The sequence below is a fragment of the Syntrophomonas zehnderi OL-4 genome (assembly GCF_000983115.1).
In the GTDB taxonomy this organism is placed as follows: Bacteria; Bacillota; Syntrophomonadia; order Syntrophomonadales; family Syntrophomonadaceae; genus Syntrophomonas_B; species Syntrophomonas_B zehnderi.
Map to the genome: position 1 here is coordinate 30105 of NZ_CGIH01000002.1, position 19793 is coordinate 49897.

A 19793-nucleotide genomic window follows, 5' to 3' on the forward strand; every position below is an offset into this window, starting at 1 on the left:
TTTTATTTTTTAACCTAGACAGATAATACATAATAGTTTTTTAGATAATATCAAAAAAATGTGGAGAAATTGTTAAGATGGCAAAATCGAAATGAAAAACGCCCACATTGTGCCATTACCTCCAGGGTTTGGCAACATTAAAAAAATCCATATGTTTGGGAAAATGAATTATGATACATGTATATTCACCGTAGACTGAATTTATGGAAATATCATGTCCCAATTTACGAGCCAGCCTCCTGGCCAGATATAATCCCATGCCCGTTGATTTGTTGAATTCCCTGCCATTATATCCCGTAAAACCACGGTCAAATACCCTCTCCAAATCCTCATTCCGTATACCAATTCCGTTATCCATAATCATAAGCCTTTTCTCCCCTTCATCTTTGGCGGCAAAAATTTTAATAACCCCATTTTCGGCCGTATATTTCAAGGCATTGAAAAGGATCTGGTCAAGGATAAAGAGCAGCCATTTCCTGTCGGTAGTTACCATGATATCCAAATCATATATTTCAATTCGGATTTTCTTGGCAATAAAAATCTTGGCATGTTTTTTTACGCATTCGCTAACCAGCAGAGAAAGATCTAATTCATGAATAAAATAATCCCGTGAAAAATCATCTACCTTTGAATAATAAAGAACCTGTTCTACCAAACGGTCGATCCGGTCTATTTCTTCTCCCAGGCTGTTTAGTATCTCATCTTTAGTATTATCTGTATTGTTTTCTATTATTAGCTTACTCACCGCAATTGGAGTTTTGATTTCATGTACCCAAGAGGATATGAATTCGAAGTTGTCTTTTTTATCGGCCAGGATTTTTTCTATTCTGCTGTTCTGCTGGTCATAATTAGTTTGCAGTAGTATTCTAAATAACTTTTGCTCATAACTCCGTGCTGCAGGCAAACGATGTATGATTTCTTCTTCCTCCCCTTGAATAGCATCGATCACTTGCGTATAATACACTTTTTTAATCAGATAAGACCCCAGAAGATACATGCAAAAAAGAACCAGCGCCACGACATTAAGATAAATGATATTGTTTGTCCATACTTTAAATGATGGGTCGAGATAGATCACCGCAGTAATAAAGACCATCAGCAAGAGGTAAAAAACGATCAAACCAATCTGGTCGGCCAGATACTCCTTCATCTTCATGGAATAATATACCCCTGCCCTTTCCTGGTCTGGATAAAATCATGCAGGCCAATATCCCGAAGTTTCCGCCGCAAACGGTTGATGTTCACCGTTAAGGTATTATCGTCAACGAAGCTTTCATCCTCCCATAGCCCTCGCATAATTTCATCCCGACTGACAATTTGTCCGGATTTTTTCATTAGGATATAAGCAATCCTGTATTCGTTTTTAGTAAGTTCTACTCCCTGCTGGTTATATTCCAAATGATTATCCTTCAGATCCAGGATTACGCCTTGGTGTTGCAAGACCCCGGATTCGATTTCGGTATAAGAATAGGTTCTGCGCAGGAGGGCATTTATCTTTGCCATTAAAACCTCTAAAGAAAAAGGTTTTAGGATGTAATCATCCCCGCCCATATTCATTGCCATAATAATATCCATATTGCTATCGCGGGAAGATATAAAAATAATCGGAACCCTGGATATACTCCTTATTCGCCCGCACCAGTAGAAACCATCATAATACGGCAGATTTATATCCATTAACAGAAGATGCGGCTCAAACTTTAGAAACTGATTGAGGACATCGGTAAAATTAGTAACAGCCGAACCTTCAAATCCCCATTTGCGAATATTTTCTAAAATTATTTCCCTTAACTTAAGGTCATCTTCCACGATCATAATTTTAAACATTGCCAGCCTCCATTCAGGGCATAATGAAAAACAATCTTAAGCCTTGTTTTTATTGTACCATTCCTTTTTCCGGTCTATGAACCTATAGTATATCTAACCTGCGCCGCAAAATTAAGATTATTCTATATCTGTATCTTTCATCCGGCTTACAAAAATGTAAGAAACCAGCTAGGTTTTGTTAGCTTTTTAAATGGTAGCCTATAATTGATTATGCCATGATAATAGCCAGAGTAATCTAAACGGGAGGAAGCTTTGATGAATACGGTTTTAGAAGTCAGAAATCTGAAAAAAGTCTATGGTTCCCGGGGAACCTTGTATCCCGCACTTGACAACATTGATCTTGACATCAAAGAGGGTGAGTTTGTAGGCATTATGGGCCCTTCAGGGGCGGGAAAAACCACCCTGTTAAATTTGGTTGCCACTATTGACCGCCCTACAAGCGGCAGTATAAAGGTCGATGGAATTGAACTAGCCAGAATGAATGATGAGCAGTTAGCCTCTTTTCGACGCAATAAACTGGGTTTTATCTTTCAAGATTTTAATCTTTTGGATACCCTGACTATCCAGGAAAACATTATCCTTCCCCTGGCTTTGGCAAATGTGAAAGCCCCGGAAATTAAGCGACGCGGATACGAAACAGCCCTTTTATTAGGAATTGAAGATGTTTTAAACAAGTACCCCTATGAAGTTTCCGGGGGACAAAAACAACGCGCGGCGGCCGCACGAGCAATCATCCATAAACCCAGCCTGATCCTGGCTGATGAACCTACCGGAGCTTTGGATTCAAAATCATCGGCCGAACTTCTGCAGTGTTTAAGCGATTTAAATGAAACCTATGGGGTAAACATCATGCTGGTAACCCATGATGCATTTGCCGCCAGTTACTGCAGACGGATCCTTTTCATAAAAGACGGCCGCTTATTTACGGAACTGGTCAAAGCCGGCCCCCGCAAGGAGTTTTTTCAAAAGATACTTGATGTTTTGGCTGTCATGGGAGGTGATAACCGTGACCTTATTTAGCATTACCGCCAGGAATATAAAGAAGAACTTCCAAAACTATTTCCTATACTTTCTATCCATGGTTTTCAGCATTGTGGTTTTCTATGTTTTTACGTCTATTCAATATAACGAACAGGTGGCCCAAACGGTAGGAGTTCTTACTAAGTATATGTTAAAACTGGGGGCAATAAGCGTGGCCGTTTTCTCAGCAATCTTTATGGGCTATTCCAATTCATTTTTTATCCGCAAAAGAAAAAAAGAAGTGGGGCTTTATTCTTTATTGGGACTTAAGAAGCGGCAAGTCGCCAGGATGCTTTTCTATGAAAATCTGGTAATGGGCGTAGCTGCCCTCGGTATAGGTATAATCTTGGGCAGTTTGTTCTCTAAACTCTTTGTTATGCTTTTTTTCAGACTTATGGGGAATTTTGTGCAGGTTAGTTTCGCCATATCCCTACCGGCCATATACAATACCTGTGGGGTTTTTTTGCTGATATTTGTTATCATCTCCCTGTACGCCTACAGTCTAATCTACCGTTTTAAACTGGTAGATTTATTCCGTGCCGAACAGAGAGGAGAAGCGGCACCAAAAGCTTCAATTATTATGGCCCTGCTTTCCATTATATTGATCATAACTGGTTATATCTTGGCGTTCCGGTTGGATGAAAACTTTTTCCTGTATGCACCCACGGTTCTGATTACGGTAATCCTAGGAAGCTATGGCCTCTTCCATACCTCCATGGTATTTGTGATTAGGATTCTTAAAAAAAATACTTCCCGGTATTACCGGGGAATGAACTTGGTCAGTACCACCAATCTATTCTACCGGATTAAAAGCAATGCGACCATACTGGCTACCATCGCTATATTGAGTGCCACAGCTGTAACTGCTATGGGGATGGGTTATGGGATTTACCAGGATACCCTGGATAAAATCAATAACGATAATCCTTTTAGTTTTGTGTACTGGAATAACCCTGACCGGGATCATAAAGTAAATCAGGCTTTGGCCAAATATCCCCAAAATCAGCTGTTAGGTTCGGTAGAAATCAGTTTTATTTCAGCACAAGCAAGTATACCTGGTTTTAATACCAGATGCAGTTTGATTTCTGAGAGCAACTATAATGAACTGGCTCAGCTTAAAGGCTGGAAAAAGGTAGATATATCCGGGTTAAAAGACGCTGTTTGGGTTCTTCCCGACTTTAAATTCAGGGAGGATTTGGTGGATAAAGGGGTCATAATTGAACTCGAAAAAGAAGGAAGACATGAATTCCATACAATAGACCGTCTGCCCTACAGGCTAACCAATAACAGCAACACCTGGACCACCTTGATCCTAAGTGATGCAGCTTACGCGACGCTCACAGAATTGGAAAAACCTGATTCCCTGAAAGCCTTAATCGTGGCAAATCAGAAGGAAAGTCGGGAATTAACCGCCGAAATTGGCAAAATACTTCCTGAATATACCTGGAATGCATATTACCATGAGTATATTTACAATATGGAGATGCGGGGCATGCTGATGTTCATCGGCGGTTTTCTGGGTCTGGTAATCTTGCTGGCCACCGGCAGCATCATCTACTTCCGGCAGTTAAACGAAGCCCAGCAAGAAGGGCATAATTATCAAATCCTTCGTAACATCGGGGTTAGCAGCAAGGAAATATTCGCCTCCATACGCAAGCAATTGCTCTATGTTTTCCTTTTCCCATTAATAGTAGGAATCACCCACAGCTGGGTAGCTCTTATGGCTCTAGCAAATATGATTGCAACCGATCTGGTAAAATCAACGCTTATTACGATCACTGTTTATACACTAATTTATCTCATCTATTACCTATTGACGGTTCATTCCTACAACCGTATTGTAAACTCGGAAATCTCATGGTCAAACTGACTGGGTTTAAAAAATGGCAGGATTTAGTTATTTGATTGGCCTCCTTGGTATACTTCTTTGATATAATTATGTTTCAGATGTATATTTTTAAGGGGGATTATGATGAAGGATTTTTTCAATAGTACACTCTGGAATACTGTTGTGATATTTATTATGGGAATAATCTCAATTATCACTCAGGAGATCGTTACCTTTATAATGTTGGGGTTTTTAATAATTATTTTGACAAATATCTACGATAAACTTGACGATATCTCCAAGATAATGAAAAAAAGCGAAGAATAACGGAGGTTTAATTATGCTGGGAGCAATAATCGGCGATATTATCGGCTCAGCTTATGAGTTTAACAATACCAAGACCACGGATTTTTCGCTTTTTACTCCCCGGTCACGTTTTACCGATGATACTGTGTTGACAGTGGCTGTAGCCGATGCAATACTACACAATAAAGATTATGCCATGACTATCTGGGAATATGGTCGCCGCTATCCGCGGGCGGGGTATGGGGATAGGTTTGCTCTATGGCTGCAAAGTACGCAGCGCAAACCCTACCGCAGTTATGGTAATGGTTCGGCTATGCGGATCAGTCCGGTGGGTTTTGCCTATGATACAGTCGAGAAAGTCCTGGCTGAAGCAGAAAAATTCGCTTCCGTAACCCATAATCATCCCGAAGGCATTAAAGGAGCGCAGGCGGTTGCTTTGGCTATATTTATGGCCCGCCTGGGAGCAGAAAAAAAAGATATTAAGAGGGAAATTCAAACTCGTTTCGATTATAATTTACAGCGAAAACTGGATGATATACGCCCAGGTTACTCATTTGACGTAACCTGCCAGGGATCAGTACCGGAAGCCATATTGGCATTTCTGGAATCTGAAAACTATGAAGACGCCATTCGCAAGGCCATATCTCTGGGGGGAGACAGTGATACGATTGCCTGTATGAGCGGTGGGATTGCCCAGGCTTATTATAAAGATATACCTGCCCATATGACTGATTCTGCTCGCACTATCCTGGATGATGATCTGTTAAAAATACTGGATAGCTTTGCGGCCCGATTCGGTCAATAAATCAGCCGGTAAAGCCAAGAAAATAGACGCGGCTAACGCGGATTTACGCGTCTATTCTTTGGCGCTTGCAGTTTCCTCATGAACATTCCCCCGCGCAAGGGAAGCTGCAATTCCTAATAGACAAAGTACTGTGAACAGAATAAAAGATACCCGCATGGTCGTTAATATAGCGGTCGGTTGAGCAGTATTTAAAGAAACCTGCCCTATAAAAATACCGATGATAAGTGTAACAGCCGACATGCTCAGGGCTTGCCCAACCAAACGCATGGTACCTAGAATGGAGGATGCGATTCCATATAAACGCATCGGTACAGAGCCCATAATAGCATTGTTATTGGGGGATGAAAACAGCGCGAAGCCCAATCCAGCGAGTATCAGGTTGGCGATAAGTAAAATTAGAGCAGTATCGGTTTTAAGGAAGATAAAGAAAAACAGACTTAGTGCGGAGCAGGCCATTCCCAGGGAAGCAACCTTGCCGGGTTCGGCTCGGTCTGATAAGGTGCCGGCCAGTGGTGACAGGATTGCCATAACCAGGGGTTGAGCCAAGAGTATAAAACCTGCAGTTTGGGAATCGTAGCCTCTTACTAATTGCAGATAGATGGAAAGCAAGAAAGTCACGGCAAAAGTAGCACTATAATTTATCAGGGCTGCCAAATTGGACATGGTAAAAGTCAGATTGTTTTTAAACAATTCTATTTTAAGGACAGGTTCGCTGATCTTTGACTCCCAGTAGACAAATAAAGCCATTACGATCAGTCCAGTTAAAATCAAATATCCTGACCAGGGCGAAGTCTTAACCGCTGATAATCCATACAGTAAAGCCAAAAGGCCGGTCATATACAATAAACTACCCGGTATGTCCAAGCGCTCACCTGGTGAACCCACCCATTCTCCCTTTAGTCGGGTGGAGATAACTGCCACTGCTATAAGACCTAATAACCCAGTTACATAAAAAATACTCTGCCACCCCAGGTAATGATTCATCATTCCCCCCAAAACAGGTCCCAATGATAAACCTAAATAAGTAACTGAAACACTGAACCCTAAAGCTCGGCCTCTGCGCTGAGGTGGATAAACGGCACTTAGAATCGCCATACCGGTTCCGAATATCATAGCCGCGCTGATACCTTGTAATACCCGCATGGTAATCAATATTTCGATGGTAGATGAAAAAGGCACCAGAAAAGTAAAAACGGCATATAAAGCGGTTCCCAGCAAATAAATGCGCCGCCGCCCCTTAATATCCGCTATTCTTCCCAGGGGTAACAGAAATACAGCCGAAGACAGCAAGTAGGCGGTAATAATCCAACTGCTTACTACGGCATTGCTTCCATAATCGACACTCATGGAGGGTATGGCTAAATTAACTGAACTCCCCATAAACGTCACCATAAATGATGTTGTCATAACTGCAAATAGAGCGATTCTTTCCAATGATTTGGTCTGTTGCATATCTGTCTCCTTTGCCGGGATGAATTAATTTTCTAATCAATATCCGTGCAATGATCTACCCTAAAGCTGGACTGAATTGGCTTCGTTAATCAGCTTATGATAGGTTGCCTGCCCCTTCTGCTTTGCTAATTGGGGACTCTATATAAACGCTGCGACTGGGGAAAGCCAAGGATACACCTTCTTCTTGCAGATACTTCATGATCTGCAGATTGATTTCCTCTTTAATTCTTAAATGCTCACCTCTAATGGTCGTTTTGGTATAATATTGCACCAGAATGTCTAGCTTGCTGTCCTGAAAGTACTCAAAGGATACCAATATGTTTTCCTCATGTATTTCTGGATGTGCCTTTAACATTGCACCGATGCGCTGTGTTATTTTTTCTATTTTATCAACGGGTGTTGCATAATTAAGACCCAGATAAAAACTTACGCGGCGTTTGCCCATCCTTGACCAGTTGGTTATGGCCTCATTGGCCAGGGTTGAATTTGGTACGGTTACCAGTGCTTGATCAAACGTTCTAAAGCGAGTGCTGCGAAAAGTAATATCCTCTACGATACCTTCAACACTGGGACTTAACACCCAGTCGCCGATTGAAAAAGGTTTTTCCATTATAATCACGATTCCGCCGAAAATGTTAGCCAGAGCATCCTTGGCAGCCAAGGCAAATGCCAATCCACCAAGCCCCAGACCGGCAATAAAGCCATTTACGTTATAGTGCCACTCGTTAGCGATCAATACTAGCGCCAAGGCAATGATTATAAACCTGAATGTTTTGGAAAAGAAAGGCACCAGCATATCGTCAATATTTAGCCTTTCTTTCATTTCCAGCGATAAAAAGGAGTTATTCCCGGCCAGATCGTATATCCCCCAGGCAACAAGCAGTACTATACCAGAACGAAAGACCTTGCTTATAAAGACATCTATATCCGGGCTCAGCGGAAGATATATTAGGGCCAGATACAGACCCACCAATAGAAATAAGTAGCGCGTTGGCTTCTTGAAGGCCAGTATTAGCTTATCATCCAGTTCAGATTCGGTTCGGGCGGAAATCTTATAGATTAAATCAAATAATCCCTGGGTAAACCATTTGCTTAAAATGTAAAATGGTAAAAATATAACCAAGGCTATCAGTACCATACGTAAAGTAGCCGTGGTGTTTTGCATAAAGAAGTTATATAAATTCGTTAAAAACCCCAGCATTCCTGATCCATCCCATCTGTATTATGCTTATACGATTTCATTTCTAGATTTTATCATGAAGTAAGCAGGTTATAAAGTAATCAAGAAATGCAAAAGGACGAAGTTATTGCTTACTTCTGCCTTTTGCGGCAATTATGCTAATAACTCCGTCCTCTATCTTTGGCAATTATTAAATTAAGCACGCCTGCCCCCAGTGTCCTTATTTAGCATCTGCCAGTGTCCAAATTAATAAGGTTACTAATAATACGTCCCGGTGCTGCCGTATTCGTTGCGCTGGCGAATGGTTTTCAGCTCGCGCAGGTTCTTGAGATTGGATGGACCGGCACCGTATTTTATCTCAGCCCCAATCGCTACCATGGAAAAAAAACCGAAGGTGCGCTCTTTAATGCTGGTTATCGGCATGATAGAAGTATAAATGTTGTTTAACCTGCCATTTAAGTTTTCCCTGAGGATATTACGCTGCCCTTCTCTTTCTCCGTCAACCCATTCTCTGTGTTTCATCTGCGAACACTTTAGCTGACCAGTCGTTCCAATGGTATAGTTTAATCTAGCTGGATCATCACCGGTCAGATGCTGCCAACGCTCCGGCAATTGGGTAGCCGCCTGGGAATCAGTTCCGTTATTCAGATCCCGAATTTGGCCTAATCCCCAGGTCGTTTTCTGATTACCTGAATATGCTTCATCCAAACAGATAATTCCCTTCAGCGAGGGAGCCTGGTCGCTCAAGTCTACCACCCGGTTGAGCATTTTTTCATTTTCAACAAACATTATTTTGACATCGGAGCGGTTAAGGATATATACTAATTCTTCATCACTGATCAGGGGTGTAATCGTAGTTGAAACAGCTCCTGCCAGCATGATGCCCATATCTGCCCAAGCCCGTGGAGCAGATAACCTGGACATAATACATGCATCATCACCTTTTTTTAAACCCAGTCGAATCAATGCCAGGGCAATTTCCTCAGAAATTGTAGCCCATTCATTGTAGCTGATGGTTTTCCATTGCCGACCTGATTTAAAAGTATGGGCCGGACGATTACCGGCATTTTTTACGGTATTATAAAACATTTGCGGTATCGTAGGCGGGTTTACACGGAAATAGTCTAGAATCTCAATTCCGTTTCTTTTGGTTTCCTCCATAGCACATTCCTCCCTCCTTATAAACACAATCCCTCTAAGAGAAACAACAGAGAACAAATATTTACGTCCGGGGGTCAGACGTTTTCACACAACTGTCAGGGAAGTATTAAAAAGTAAGCGTAATATTACATCATACATATTACGTTTCATATCCTCTTATCATAATTTATCACCAATTATAAATATTTTATTCCTGCTGCTTTTGGTAATAAGCCTTAACAAATCATAATTTGTCACAGATTTTTGTATATTGTTATATTTTTATTTTATAATGAAATGTCATAACAGTAAATCTATATGGTATAAACAACTGCTATTATTTTTCGACAGGCGATGCGCTTTTTTATCTCCCTCACAAAAAAACAAACCCGCTCAATCAACGCCCTGATGGTGCGTCTCAATTGCGGGTAATGTTTGTATAAATATTTAAGCCTATTTCTCTTCTCGTTCCTGCTTGGCCTTGGCTATGATTTTCTCTGCATCTTGGCCCGGTACTTCTTCGTAATGGTCAACTTCCATTTTAAATTTGCCCCGTCCCTGGGTTATAGACTTCAGATCAATGGTGTAACGTGCCATTTCTGATAGCGGTACCTGAGCCTTAACCAGTTGTTTTTTGCCAACCGGTTCCATTCCCAGAACCCGTCCGCGTTTACTGTTTAAATCACCGATGATGTCTCCCATATAAGTTTCCGGTATCTCAACCTCCACGTTTACTATCGGCTCCAGCAAAACCGGTTTGGCCGCTTCGACACCTTTTTTAAAGGCTAGTTTGGCCGCCATTTTAAAAGCCATTTCGGAGGAGTCTACCGAATGATAAGAACCATCATATAGTGTAGCTTTAATATTGGTTACCGGATAACCAGCTAAAACTCCTTCTTCCAGTGCTTCCTGTAAGCCTTTCTCTACCGCCGGGAAGAAGTTTTTGGGAACCGAACCACCGAAAACATTTTCTTCAAACGCAAAGACACCATCTTCGAAAGGTTCAAACTTGATCCAAACGTGACCGTATTGGCCGTGACCGCCGCTCTGCTTCTTATGTTTACCTTCTACTTCAACCGTACCCCGGATGGTTTCCCGGTAGGGAATTTTCATTTCCTTGCTGACTACGTCTACCCCAAATTTACGAGCCAGTTTGTCGATAACAATATCCATGTGGGTATCACCCATCGTTTTTAAAATTGTCTGGCGGGTTTCCGTATCTTTATGGACTTTGATCGTAGGATCCTCTTCAATCAGTCTCTGCAGGGCACCGCTTAATTTATCTTCATCGCCTTTACTCTTAGGTTCAATAGCCATACTCAAAGAAGGTTCAGGGAAGGCTATGGCATCCATAACGACCGGGTTTGATTTGGTACACAGCGTGTCAGAAGTTCCGGTTATGGAAAGCTTGGCCACAGCAGCAATGTCGCCGGCATTAAGCTCCGGAACAGGAGATTGTTCTTTGCCGGTCATAACCAATAGTTGGGTAATCTTTTCTTCTTTTTCTTTGGTGGAATTATAGACCGGGCTGTCTGCTTTCATTTTACCTGTAAAAACGCGAAACATATTCAAACGTCCTATATAAGGGTCGGCAATCGTTTTAAATACCTGGGCAGAGAAAGGCTCCTTTTCTATGTCTTTGCCTGCCAACAGTTGATTGTGATCGGGGGTAGGCGAACAATCAACCATAAAGTCCATCAGTTGGGTTACGCCCATGCTGTTAATAGCTGATCCGCAGAACACAAATACCGCTGATCCTGCTACGGCAGCGGCTTTGATTCCGGCAACAATCTCCGCGTCACTTAGTTCTTCACCTTCCAGGTATTTGCTCAATAATTCATCGTTGGCTTCAGCCGCTGCCTCGATTACTTCCAGCTTGTACGTTTCCACATCATCCATCATATCCGCCGGAATCTCTTGTTCGCTCATTTTTCCGCCGGCTTCAAAGATATATGCCTTCATCTTAATTAAATCAACTATCCCTTTAAAACTCTCCGCTGTTCCGATCGGGAGTTGCAAGGGAACGATTATGTCCGAGAAAGTCTCTTTCATCTCACTTAAAACCTTGTAAAAATCAGCATTCTCACGTTCCATTTTATTAATAAAAGCTATTTTGGGAACCTGGGGATAATCTTCCCAGGCTATCTGGGTCTGAACTTCAAGCCCGGCAGTAGCAGAGAACATCAGCAACATACTGTCCACGACCCGCATAGCACCTGCTACCTCAAAATAAAAATCAGCATATCCCGGGGTATCCAATATGTTAATCTTGCAATCCCTGTATTCGCATGGAACCAGCGCAGTGCTGATAGTAATTTTCTTTTTAGCCTCTTCCGGTAAAAAATCGGCTACAGTATTGCCATCATCGACTTTTCCCATTCTTTTTAATGCACCGGTTGAATAAATCATGGCTTCCGCCAGTGAAGTCTTCCCGGTACCCCCATGGCCCACCAGGGCAATATTGCGAATTCCGCTAGTAGGGTATACCTTCATCCCATAACCTCCTCAATAAATTTATACAACTGTTAAAAATGGTACTATACTTTAGCTTAACTAGCAAAAACTTTTTCCAAAATAAATAACTTAGACGGTGGTCAGCATGACCGGCTATTGCTATCATTTACCCTGATCGGGTCATTTCTGCAGTAATCTGTTTAGGGCTTTTGGTGAGATGCGGCGGTATTGGTTAATCAATTGATAATCAGTCAAGTCCAGGTGTATAGGAGTGACGCTTATGAATCCCTGATCAACTGCATAGACATCGCTTTCCGGATCCTGTTCTTCGTCCATAACTCCCCCGCCCAGCCAGTAATATGTATTGCCGCGGGGATCCCGTCTTTCTTCGAAAAGATTGTCATAGTTGCGCAAACCAAGTTTGGTAAACCTGATACCCTTGATGTCATTTTCGGGCAAATCAGGAATATTTATATTAATCAACGTATTTTTATCAAATCCTTGTTTAGTCAGCATATCAACCACCCGGCGGGTGAATTGAGCGGCAAAACCAAACTCGAAATTGTCCTGGCTGTTAAGGGACACCGCCAGCGAAGGAGAACCCATAATAACACCTTCCGCAGCGGCTGATACCGTCCCTGAATAAAGCACATCGGTTCCCAGATTGGAGCCATGATTAATACCGGAAACCACCAGGTCGATTTTTTCATCGATTAAGCGGGCCAGCGCCATCTTTACGCAGTCCACCGGGGTGCCTCCTATGATCCAGCTCTGCTTGACACCTGATATTTTGGTTTTTACGACTTTTATCGGTTCAAATACAGTTATCGAATGACCGGTACCACTGCGTTCCCGATCGGGTGCTGCCAGGTAGATTTCCCCGACGTTACTTAACTCTTGAATCAGAGCATGAATACCCTGAGCCTGGATACCGTCGTCATTGGTTAACAGTATTTTCATCCAATCCCCCCCGGTCTAATAGCTTTATTTCCTTAACCGGCCAGTATATTACGAAGGCCTTTCCTTTGATGCGGTCTTTCGTCAGCCAAGCATTCCACATATGACTATCAAAGCTATGGTTGCGGTTATCTCCTAAAACCAGCAGGCAATTATCGGGTACGACTACCGGCCCGTATTCGTAGTTTAAAGGTTCGGCAAGATACGGTTCTTTAAGGGGCTTATTATTAATATACACCTGGTTGTTCTTCATCTCCACCGTATCACCCGGTAAGCCAATAACTCTTTTTATGTAATCGTCTTTCGAATTTAAAACCTCCGGAGGAGCAAATACCACTATATCTCCCCGCTGGGGTTCCTTAAAATGATATATAAATTTGTTAACCATTACCCGATCCTGCAATTGCAGGGTTGGCAACATGGAACCCGAAGGGATAATCCTGCCTTCTATAACAAAGGTACGCAATATCATAGCCAATATAAAGGCAATAACGATAATTGTAATCATTTCCCGGAAGAAGTCTTTTACTTCTTTGCTCATTACCCCACCCCAATGTTTCTTGAATTAGAATTCATAGATATTAATAGTCATTTGCTGATTTTCTTTATCCTTGGTCAGACCAAACATGATTTTTTTATCCTTGAGGCTTTTGTTTAAGAAGTCAATTATATACACCAACTCATCGTTGCTGGAAAAACTTTTAAAAGCGATCAACTCAAGTTTGCCCTGTTCCCTGGACTCTTCCCCCAACGTTTATTACCCCTTCCACATCATTTTATTGTAAGGTTTCATCGCCATTATTACAAGTAAAAGACTTTCGGATTAGCTTTCATTGGCAATTCCTTTCACCTTGCAGCGGTACTCATAGATTTGCTCCAACTCCATTTTATACCTGAGCATGACCTTATCAGCAAAAGCATCAATATCTACAATCCCCAGTTCACGCAGTCCGGCAGTTTTAACCGGAGTACCTTCTGTTTCAATATTCAAGCCGACATGGATAAGGGTGGAAACCAATGAACGGGTGGCAATTGATACCGACAGTTTGCCCCGATTCACATACAGGTCGTCACCCATGCGTTGTACCGGGATTTCAAATTGCTCTAGTTCCTCCTTGATAACTACCATAAATAAACGTTGCCGGTAGCCTGCCAATTCCAAATCAGTGTCAAAGTGTTCAATGATAAAATTCAGCATCAGGGGTGAATAGATATCTTCTTTGACCTTGACATCGATCAAGTCTATCATTTTATCCAGACTAACCTTTACTTCCCCGCGAAATGCTACGGCGGCATCACCTAACAGCCCGAATTTTTTGTAAATCCAATGAGCCTGGAGTTGACTGCCATCATAATTAATGGTTTCTTTATGCACGAGAGTCTTAAGCATTTCATATCCTCACTTTCATTTTAAAAGGTAAATAGACCATATTAGATAAATATTAACATGTATTCTGGGTTATAAAAATCCCTACAGTTGTAAAGTTATATATTTTTATGTGCCTATGCCTTAACAATTGCCTTACGATTATTGCATAACTGCCAAATTTTGTTGCAGTTTTACATCATAATCGCTAAGCCCAGGATAACTTATCGGCAATCATTAAGGCAATTTTGCATTTTTCAGTCTGCCTGACTTTTCGCCAGCCGACCGTCCAAATGACAACCATCTATATGCTAACTTCTCCAAATTCGTTATTTTCAAACCTCCTGCCTGGAAATGCCGTTTTTTTTTATGACGATGCTTATTTTTATATAACGTGGCACATTCATTGCATTTATTTATGTGCAAACCGGTAATTATTTTTTAAAAGGGGGTGGTTCTGATAATAACCAATAACAGGAGATGATTAAAAAATCCGCAGTTACAATGAAAAATTAAGGAGGGATGAATGTGGATATGCCGCAAAGGTATATACAAGAATATAAAAGCAAGCTTCGGAGTGCAGACGAAGCCGTCAAAGTTGTCAAATCCGGTGATTGGGTTGAATACGGGGAATTCGTTATGCAGGCCAAGGACTGCGATGCCGCATTGGCCCGGCGCAAAGATGAATTAGAAGACGTTAAGGTCAGAGCCGTATGTATTACCATGGTACCCGAAATAATCAAGGCTGATACCAGCCGTAAGCATTTTATCTTTAACGACTGGCATTTTTCCGGATTTTCCCGGGCAATTTACGGAAATAATCTGTGCAACTATGTGCCCCTTACCTATCACGAAGGCCCGGAGATGGTAGATCGTTATGTAGATTGTGACGTTGCCTTTGTCCTTACCGCCCCTATGGACAAAAACGGGTTCTTCAACCTGGGCACCTCTAACTCTATTACGGCCCACTTGGCGCAAAAAGCCAAGTTTTTAATCGTTGAGGTAAACCAAAGTGTACCTGTATGCTTGGGGGGAAGCCGCGAATCGATTCATATTTCGGATGTCGACTATATAGTGGAAAGCAAAACCAACCCGCCTCTTTTAAATCTGCCCGAAACCCCGGTAAATGAAGTTGACCGCCAGGTCGCATCTATAATAATGAAGGAGATGGAAGATGGTGCCTGTATCCAGTTAGGTATCGGAGCCATGCCTAATGCCGTTGGAGCCATGATTGCCCAATCGGATTTAAAAGATTTAGGCGTGCATACTGAAATGCTGGTTGACTCCTATGTAGATATGTACCAGGCTGGTTGTATAAACGGCAAACGTAAAACCATCGATGTTGGCAAGATGGTCTATACATTCGCTATGGGTACCAACAAGCTCTATGATTTCCTGGACAACAATCCAGCCTGTGCCAGTTATCCAGTCAATTACACCAATGATCCTTATATCATTGCCAGAAATGATAAGGTATTTGCCATTAATAATGCTATCGAAATTGACCTTTTTAGTCAGGTTGCATCCGAATCGACCGGAATCCGGCAAATATCCGGAACCGGCGGGCAGCTGGATTTTATTCATGCATCCTTTAAATCCAAGGGCGGTAAAGGCTTTATCTGTATGAGTTCCACCAAAACCAAATCAGACGGCAGTGTAGTCTCTCGCATTAGGCCTACCCTCTCTCCGGGTACGATAGTGACCGTTCCACGCTCCATCGTTTACTATGTTGTTACCGAATATGGTATCGCCTGCCTTAAAGCCAAATCAACCTGGGAAAGAGCCGAAGCCTTAATTAATATTGCTCACCCCGATTTTCGCGATGGCCTGATTAAAGAAGCGGAAGCCATGAAAATCTGGGTCAAGACCAATAAAATTGCATCAACACACTAGAACTTGGATAGAGGAAGTTAACCAAGGTTGCCGGAAATTGAAATGGATACTAATGGTAGAATGGTTGCGGAATCCGGGGGTTTCTCCGGATTCCACAGCTGCTTATTTTAACCCTGGCCTGCTTCTACTTCCAGCCTCATTCCATATTTGTGGGCTTTACGGGATATGGTGGAAGGGTTGACTTCCAGTATCTCGGCAGCTTTATGGCAGGAATTGACTAACGTAAACGTTCTCTCCAACAGCAGCTTTTCAACGGTTTCTACCGCCGCCTTCAGGGGGATAATTTGATTGACAATGATGGGTTGTTCATGATTAATCTTGTCATGCTGTTCCAGCATTATACTGGTCGGCAGATTTTTTAGCCTTATTAAATCAGGTCCGGTAGTAACAACCAGCCTTTCCACCAAGTTTTCCAATTGGCGAATATTACCGGGCCAATCATATTTAAGCAGGACGTCAATTATATCCGGATCCAGGCTTTTATTAAGTCCATAACGCCGATTATATTTATTAATAAAGTAGTGGGCTAATAGGGGAATATCTTCCCGCCTCTCCCTTAACGAGGGAATACGCAGGGGGATCACATTTAAGCGGTAGAATAGATCTTCCCGGAACTGGCCCTGGCGGATCATGTTTTCCAGGTCCTGATTCGTTACCGCAATAATTCTTACATCCACCTTTATAGGCCTGGTTCCGCCTATACGGATAATCTCACGCTCCTGTATCACCCGCAGTAATTTCACCTGCAAATGAATCGGCACGTCACCTATCTCATCCAACAAAAGCGTACCTTCATGCGCCAGTTCAAAGATTCCCGGTTTGCCGCCTTTGCGGGCTCCGGTAAAAGCACCCGCTTCATATCCAAAAAGCTCTGATTCCAAAAGGTTTTCCGGTATGGCCGCACAGTTTAATTTTATATAGGGTCCGTTTTTGCGATGGCTGTTTTCATGAATTATTTCCGCAATCAATTCTTTGCCTACCCCGGACTCACCAGTAATTAAAACGGTCGAATCTACTTCGGCGACCTTTACCGCCTGATACACCAATCTTTCCATATGTTGATCCTTAAAGACCAGATTCCCGGAAAGCTTGATTTTCATCTGGTTCATCTGAAACTCGAAATGATTTTTTAGCTCCTCCAATTGTTCAATCTTTTGCTTGAGCCGATTAAGTTCACTTATATCGCGCACATTAGTTACAATCCTGCAGATATCGCCATTCTCGTCAAATACAGGTGTGGCGCTGACCAGCAGAAGTTTTCCGGTTATGGTGGTAAGACTGGTGGTGACCGGCATCTTCTTTTCCAGTACCATTAAACTGGCAGAACGTGATAAAATACCGGTATCTACCAGTTCGCTCATGTTTTTATTGAGAAGCTCATTTTCACCCAGATCCGTAATCCGTTTAATAGCTTTGTTTATCCGAATGGTCATTCCGTTGCCATCGGTAATATATAACCCATCAAAAGATGAATCAATGATAGCATCCATTTCCGCATTCAGTTCCTTAACATATTCCAATTCCCGCGATACCTTTTCAAGTTCTGAGACATCATACAGAACAGCTACAGCTCCAATAATCTCGTTGTTTTTAATGATAGGAGCACGATTGGTAATGGTGGTCATCGACCCGATCTTCAAACGGACACCGTATTCACTTTCTCCTGTTCTTACAATTTTGAGCAAATCGCTTTCCGGGATAATTTCATTAATAAATTTGCCCAGCACCACCTTGCTGTTAAGATTGGTCATCTTCTCTGCAGCCTGATTCCAAATAACGATACTTCCCTGCTTGTCAATGGCGACGATGGGATTATAAGCAGAATTGATTACTGCTTCCATCTGTCCGGAAATCGTATCGATTATTTCATTAAGAGCCACCATTATATCAGATTTAGTAAGCATACCTACTAATTCTCCGTTTTCTACTACCGGGTAACGGCCTGTTTTCATGATATCATTTTCCCTGATGTCGCTATCCGGGCTGGTCGTAGCAACCTTCGTGGTCATCAGGTATTTTATTGCGGTTTGCGGATCAGTTCCTTCGGCTATGGAACGAATCAAATGGGTCTTGGTAAGGAGTCCGACTAGCTTGCCATTTTCCAAAACCGCTGCTCCATCAATTTTTTGTTTAAGAAACAGCTCGGCAGTTTCTTTAACCGTATTATCCGGCTTCAAAATATAGAGTTTCCGGCTCATAAAATTCTTGACCTGCATTTATGCACCTCTCCCTTTTATGTTCATTCCATTTGATTTAGTCTATTTTACCATTAATTGCTATTAGGTAATAACTTAGTCCAACCTGGTGAAAATAAAGGATTTAGAAACCAAATTTAGAATTTATTTATTGAGGTGATAATAATGAATCAGGTAAATCCTTTTTATAACCGCAACTATACTTGCCCAGTCTGTCAGAAAAAATTTACTTCACTGTCTGTACGCAGTTCCGCTATTTATCTGGAAAAACGGGAATCAGATTTTCACTGTACTTATCGAAACATAAGCCCGCTTCATTACTCAATTATAGTTTGTCCGGCATGCAAATATGCCGCCTCCAACAATCTGTTTGCCAAAGAATTGCCTTTAACCATAGTTGAGCAATTAGCCTTGGCATTGGCGCAGCTGCCTTCTAATGACACCGATTTTAGTAAAGAGAGGGATCTGGATATGGTTCTGGAGACCTTTAAAATGGCCATTCGTACTTCCCAATTAAAAAAATCCGAGCCGGGTGAACTTGCTGGACTGCTACTGGCTGCTGCCTGGATATGTCGGGAAGCTAACCATGAAGAATTGGAAAACACCTACCTGGCTGAGGCCTTAAAATACTACCTGCAGGCTTTTGAAAAATCATCCTCCCATATCGGCAATCTAACTGATATTCAGGCAGCCTACTTGATCGGCGAATTGCATTTGCGGCGCGGAAATTATAATGAAGCGGTCAACTGGTTTAACCGTACCATTGTTCATCCGAAAATAAAAACGAATCCGGCCATAGAAAAACAGGCCCGGGATCAATGGCAGGTCGCCAGAGAGCTAGCCCATCAACAAAAAGCTGCGGGCACGGCCGTACAGCCGAATCAAACTAAATCAGCCCAAGACCATGTAACCGCCGATAATCACTCTAAAAATGATATAAATAAGACCAAGGAACCCTCTCCAACTGGTAATAGTTCCCCGCCGGCCCGCAACCGTTCTACTATGCAGATAATGGCAAACCTATATAATGATCAAATCGATTGGCTAAATCAGATCGTTAATCGGGGTTATGACCATAGTAAGCATCTGGTCAACAAGGAACAGGTATTACGTTCTCTGTTGGATGCTTGCCAAGAATACCTGGAAGGCGAAATACCAACCCAATTCTCCAGCGAGACTGAGCTTAAAACCGTTTGGTTGGAACTGTTATCCTCCAAAAACAGTTAACTGCGGATTTATAAGCTTGACGGAACGGCACGGGGCCGTATTGAATGAGGGACAGCGGCTTTTAGGATATATCGCACGCCAATTACAGCTTCTTCAAATAATCTATGCAAAACTTAAAATATAAGAACAAACGCCCAGGGCAC

The 19793-nt window shown here is 42.2% G+C and carries 17 protein-coding genes; 6 read left to right on the top strand and 11 right to left on the bottom strand.

What is annotated here, in order from left to right; translation table 11 throughout:
* Nucleotides 1-115: 115 nt before the first annotated feature.
* Entirely contained in the window at nt 116-1156 is a 1041-nt protein-coding gene (locus AAV90_RS00215; RefSeq protein ID WP_046494574.1) for a sensor histidine kinase, read from the bottom strand.
* A complete protein-coding gene (locus AAV90_RS00220) occupies nt 1153-1827 on the bottom strand; it encodes a response regulator transcription factor (RefSeq protein WP_046494576.1) in 675 nt (224 codons plus the stop codon). Before AAV90_RS00220 ends, AAV90_RS00215 begins: the two co-directional genes overlap by 4 nt.
* A 255-nt stretch (nt 1828-2082) precedes the next feature.
* On the opposite strand from AAV90_RS00220, the gene AAV90_RS00225 reads away from it, so the two are divergent.
* The 4 genes from AAV90_RS00225 to AAV90_RS00240 all read left to right on the top strand — a co-directional run bounded on the left by AAV90_RS00225 (nt 2083) and on the right by AAV90_RS00240 (nt 5786).
* A complete protein-coding gene (locus tag AAV90_RS00225) occupies nt 2083-2847 on the top strand; it encodes an ABC transporter ATP-binding protein (RefSeq protein ID WP_046494578.1) in 765 nt (254 codons plus the stop codon).
* Entirely contained in the window at nt 2834-4717 is a 1884-nt protein-coding gene (locus AAV90_RS00230; protein WP_046494580.1) for an ABC transporter permease, read from the top strand. The genes AAV90_RS00225 and AAV90_RS00230 overlap by 14 nt, the downstream gene beginning before the upstream one ends.
* A gap of 153 nt (nt 4718-4870) precedes the next feature.
* Nucleotides 4871-5002, top strand: a complete 132-nt coding sequence (locus AAV90_RS15555; RefSeq protein ID WP_278279286.1) for a hypothetical protein — start codon at nt 4871-4873, stop codon at nt 5000-5002.
* 13 nt (nt 5003-5015) lie between these two features.
* Entirely contained in the window at nt 5016-5786 is a 771-nt protein-coding gene (locus AAV90_RS00240) for an ADP-ribosylglycohydrolase family protein (RefSeq protein ID WP_046494584.1), read from the top strand.
* A gap of 51 nt (nt 5787-5837) precedes the next feature.
* Here the strand turns inward: AAV90_RS00240 and AAV90_RS00245 are convergent, their stop codons facing one another.
* The 8 genes from AAV90_RS00245 to AAV90_RS00280 form a co-directional block, all read right to left on the bottom strand.
* Nucleotides 5838-7238: an MFS transporter gene (locus AAV90_RS00245; protein ID WP_046494586.1), complete on the bottom strand. Its 1401-nt coding sequence runs from the start codon at nt 7236-7238 to the stop codon at nt 5838-5840.
* A gap of 94 nt (nt 7239-7332) precedes the next feature.
* Complete coding sequence (locus AAV90_RS00250) at nt 7333-8403, bottom strand: mechanosensitive ion channel family protein (protein ID WP_046494698.1); 1071 nt, start codon at nt 8401-8403, stop codon at nt 7333-7335.
* 273 nt (nt 8404-8676) lie between these two features.
* Nucleotides 8677-9579, bottom strand: coding sequence for an AMP-binding protein (locus tag AAV90_RS00255; protein ID WP_046494588.1), 903 nt, complete (start codon nt 9577-9579; stop codon nt 8677-8679).
* Nucleotides 9580-10011: 432 nt separating this feature from the next.
* Complete coding sequence (gene fusA, locus AAV90_RS00260; RefSeq protein WP_046494590.1) at nt 10012-12051, bottom strand: elongation factor G; 2040 nt, start codon at nt 12049-12051, stop codon at nt 10012-10014.
* 141 nt (nt 12052-12192) lie between these two features.
* Nucleotides 12193-12972, bottom strand: a complete 780-nt coding sequence (surE, locus tag AAV90_RS00265) for a 5'/3'-nucleotidase SurE (protein WP_046494592.1) — start codon at nt 12970-12972, stop codon at nt 12193-12195.
* Nucleotides 12950-13510 carry a signal peptidase I gene (gene lepB, locus AAV90_RS00270; RefSeq protein ID WP_046494594.1) on the bottom strand — a complete coding sequence of 187 codons (561 nt, stop codon included), beginning with the start codon at nt 13508-13510 and terminating at the stop codon, nt 12950-12952. The genes surE and lepB overlap by 23 nt, the downstream gene beginning before the upstream one ends.
* Before the next feature lie 24 nt (nt 13511-13534).
* Entirely contained in the window at nt 13535-13720 is a 186-nt protein-coding gene (locus AAV90_RS00275; RefSeq protein ID WP_046494595.1) for a YpmA family protein, read from the bottom strand.
* 72 nt (nt 13721-13792) lie between these two features.
* Nucleotides 13793-14359 (bottom strand): DUF366 family protein, encoded by a 567-nt coding sequence (locus AAV90_RS00280; protein ID WP_046494597.1) that lies wholly within the window; start codon nt 14357-14359, stop codon nt 13793-13795.
* Nucleotides 14360-14869: 510 nt separating this feature from the next.
* Here AAV90_RS00280 and AAV90_RS00285 point away from each other — a divergent pair.
* Complete coding sequence (locus tag AAV90_RS00285) at nt 14870-16228, top strand: acetyl-CoA hydrolase/transferase family protein (protein WP_046494700.1); 1359 nt, start codon at nt 14870-14872, stop codon at nt 16226-16228.
* A 107-nt stretch (nt 16229-16335) separates the two neighbouring features.
* On the opposite strand, the gene AAV90_RS00290 is transcribed toward AAV90_RS00285, so the two are convergent.
* A complete protein-coding gene (locus AAV90_RS00290; protein ID WP_046494599.1) occupies nt 16336-18444 on the bottom strand; it encodes a sigma 54-interacting transcriptional regulator in 2109 nt (702 codons plus the stop codon).
* Between the two features lie 144 nt (nt 18445-18588).
* Between AAV90_RS00290 and AAV90_RS00295 the strand changes: the two genes are divergently transcribed.
* On the top strand, nt 18589-19650 hold the full coding sequence (locus AAV90_RS00295) for a DUF2225 domain-containing protein (RefSeq protein ID WP_046494601.1): 1062 nt from the start codon (nt 18589-18591) through the stop codon (nt 19648-19650).
* The last annotated feature ends 143 nt before the right edge of the window (nt 19651-19793 follow it).

What these genes read in the sequence shown, in the direction of transcription:
- AAV90_RS00215 (WP_046494574.1), bottom strand. Translation starts at nt 1,156, where the DNA reads ATGAAGATGAAGGAGTATCTGGCCGACCAGATTGGTTTGATCGTTTTT.
- AAV90_RS00220 (WP_046494576.1), bottom strand. Translation starts at nt 1,827, where the DNA reads ATGTTTAAAATTATGATCGTGGAAGATGACCTTAAGTTAAGGGAAATA.
- AAV90_RS00225 (WP_046494578.1), top strand. Translation starts at nt 2,083, where the DNA reads ATGAATACGGTTTTAGAAGTCAGAAATCTGAAAAAAGTCTATGGTTCC.
- AAV90_RS15555 (WP_278279286.1), top strand. Translation starts at nt 4,871, where the DNA reads ATGGGAATAATCTCAATTATCACTCAGGAGATCGTTACCTTTATAATG.
- AAV90_RS00240 (WP_046494584.1), top strand. Translation starts at nt 5,016, where the DNA reads ATGCTGGGAGCAATAATCGGCGATATTATCGGCTCAGCTTATGAGTTT.
- AAV90_RS00245 (WP_046494586.1), bottom strand. Translation starts at nt 7,238, where the DNA reads ATGCAACAGACCAAATCATTGGAAAGAATCGCTCTATTTGCAGTTATG.
- AAV90_RS00250 (WP_046494698.1), bottom strand. Translation starts at nt 8,403, where the DNA reads ATGCAAAACACCACGGCTACTTTACGTATGGTACTGATAGCCTTGGTT.
- AAV90_RS00255 (WP_046494588.1), bottom strand. Translation starts at nt 9,579, where the DNA reads ATGGAGGAAACCAAAAGAAACGGAATTGAGATTCTAGACTATTTCCGT.
- fusA (WP_046494590.1), bottom strand. Translation starts at nt 12,051, where the DNA reads ATGAAGGTATACCCTACTAGCGGAATTCGCAATATTGCCCTGGTGGGC.
- surE (WP_046494592.1), bottom strand. Translation starts at nt 12,972, where the DNA reads ATGAAAATACTGTTAACCAATGACGACGGTATCCAGGCTCAGGGTATT.
- lepB (WP_046494594.1), bottom strand. Translation starts at nt 13,510, where the DNA reads ATGAGCAAAGAAGTAAAAGACTTCTTCCGGGAAATGATTACAATTATC.
- AAV90_RS00280 (WP_046494597.1), bottom strand. Translation starts at nt 14,359, where the DNA reads ATGCTTAAGACTCTCGTGCATAAAGAAACCATTAATTATGATGGCAGT.
- AAV90_RS00285 (WP_046494700.1), top strand. Translation starts at nt 14,870, where the DNA reads ATGCCGCAAAGGTATATACAAGAATATAAAAGCAAGCTTCGGAGTGCA.
- AAV90_RS00290 (WP_046494599.1), bottom strand. Translation starts at nt 18,444, where the DNA reads ATGCAGGTCAAGAATTTTATGAGCCGGAAACTCTATATTTTGAAGCCG.
- AAV90_RS00295 (WP_046494601.1), top strand. Translation starts at nt 18,589, where the DNA reads ATGAATCAGGTAAATCCTTTTTATAACCGCAACTATACTTGCCCAGTC.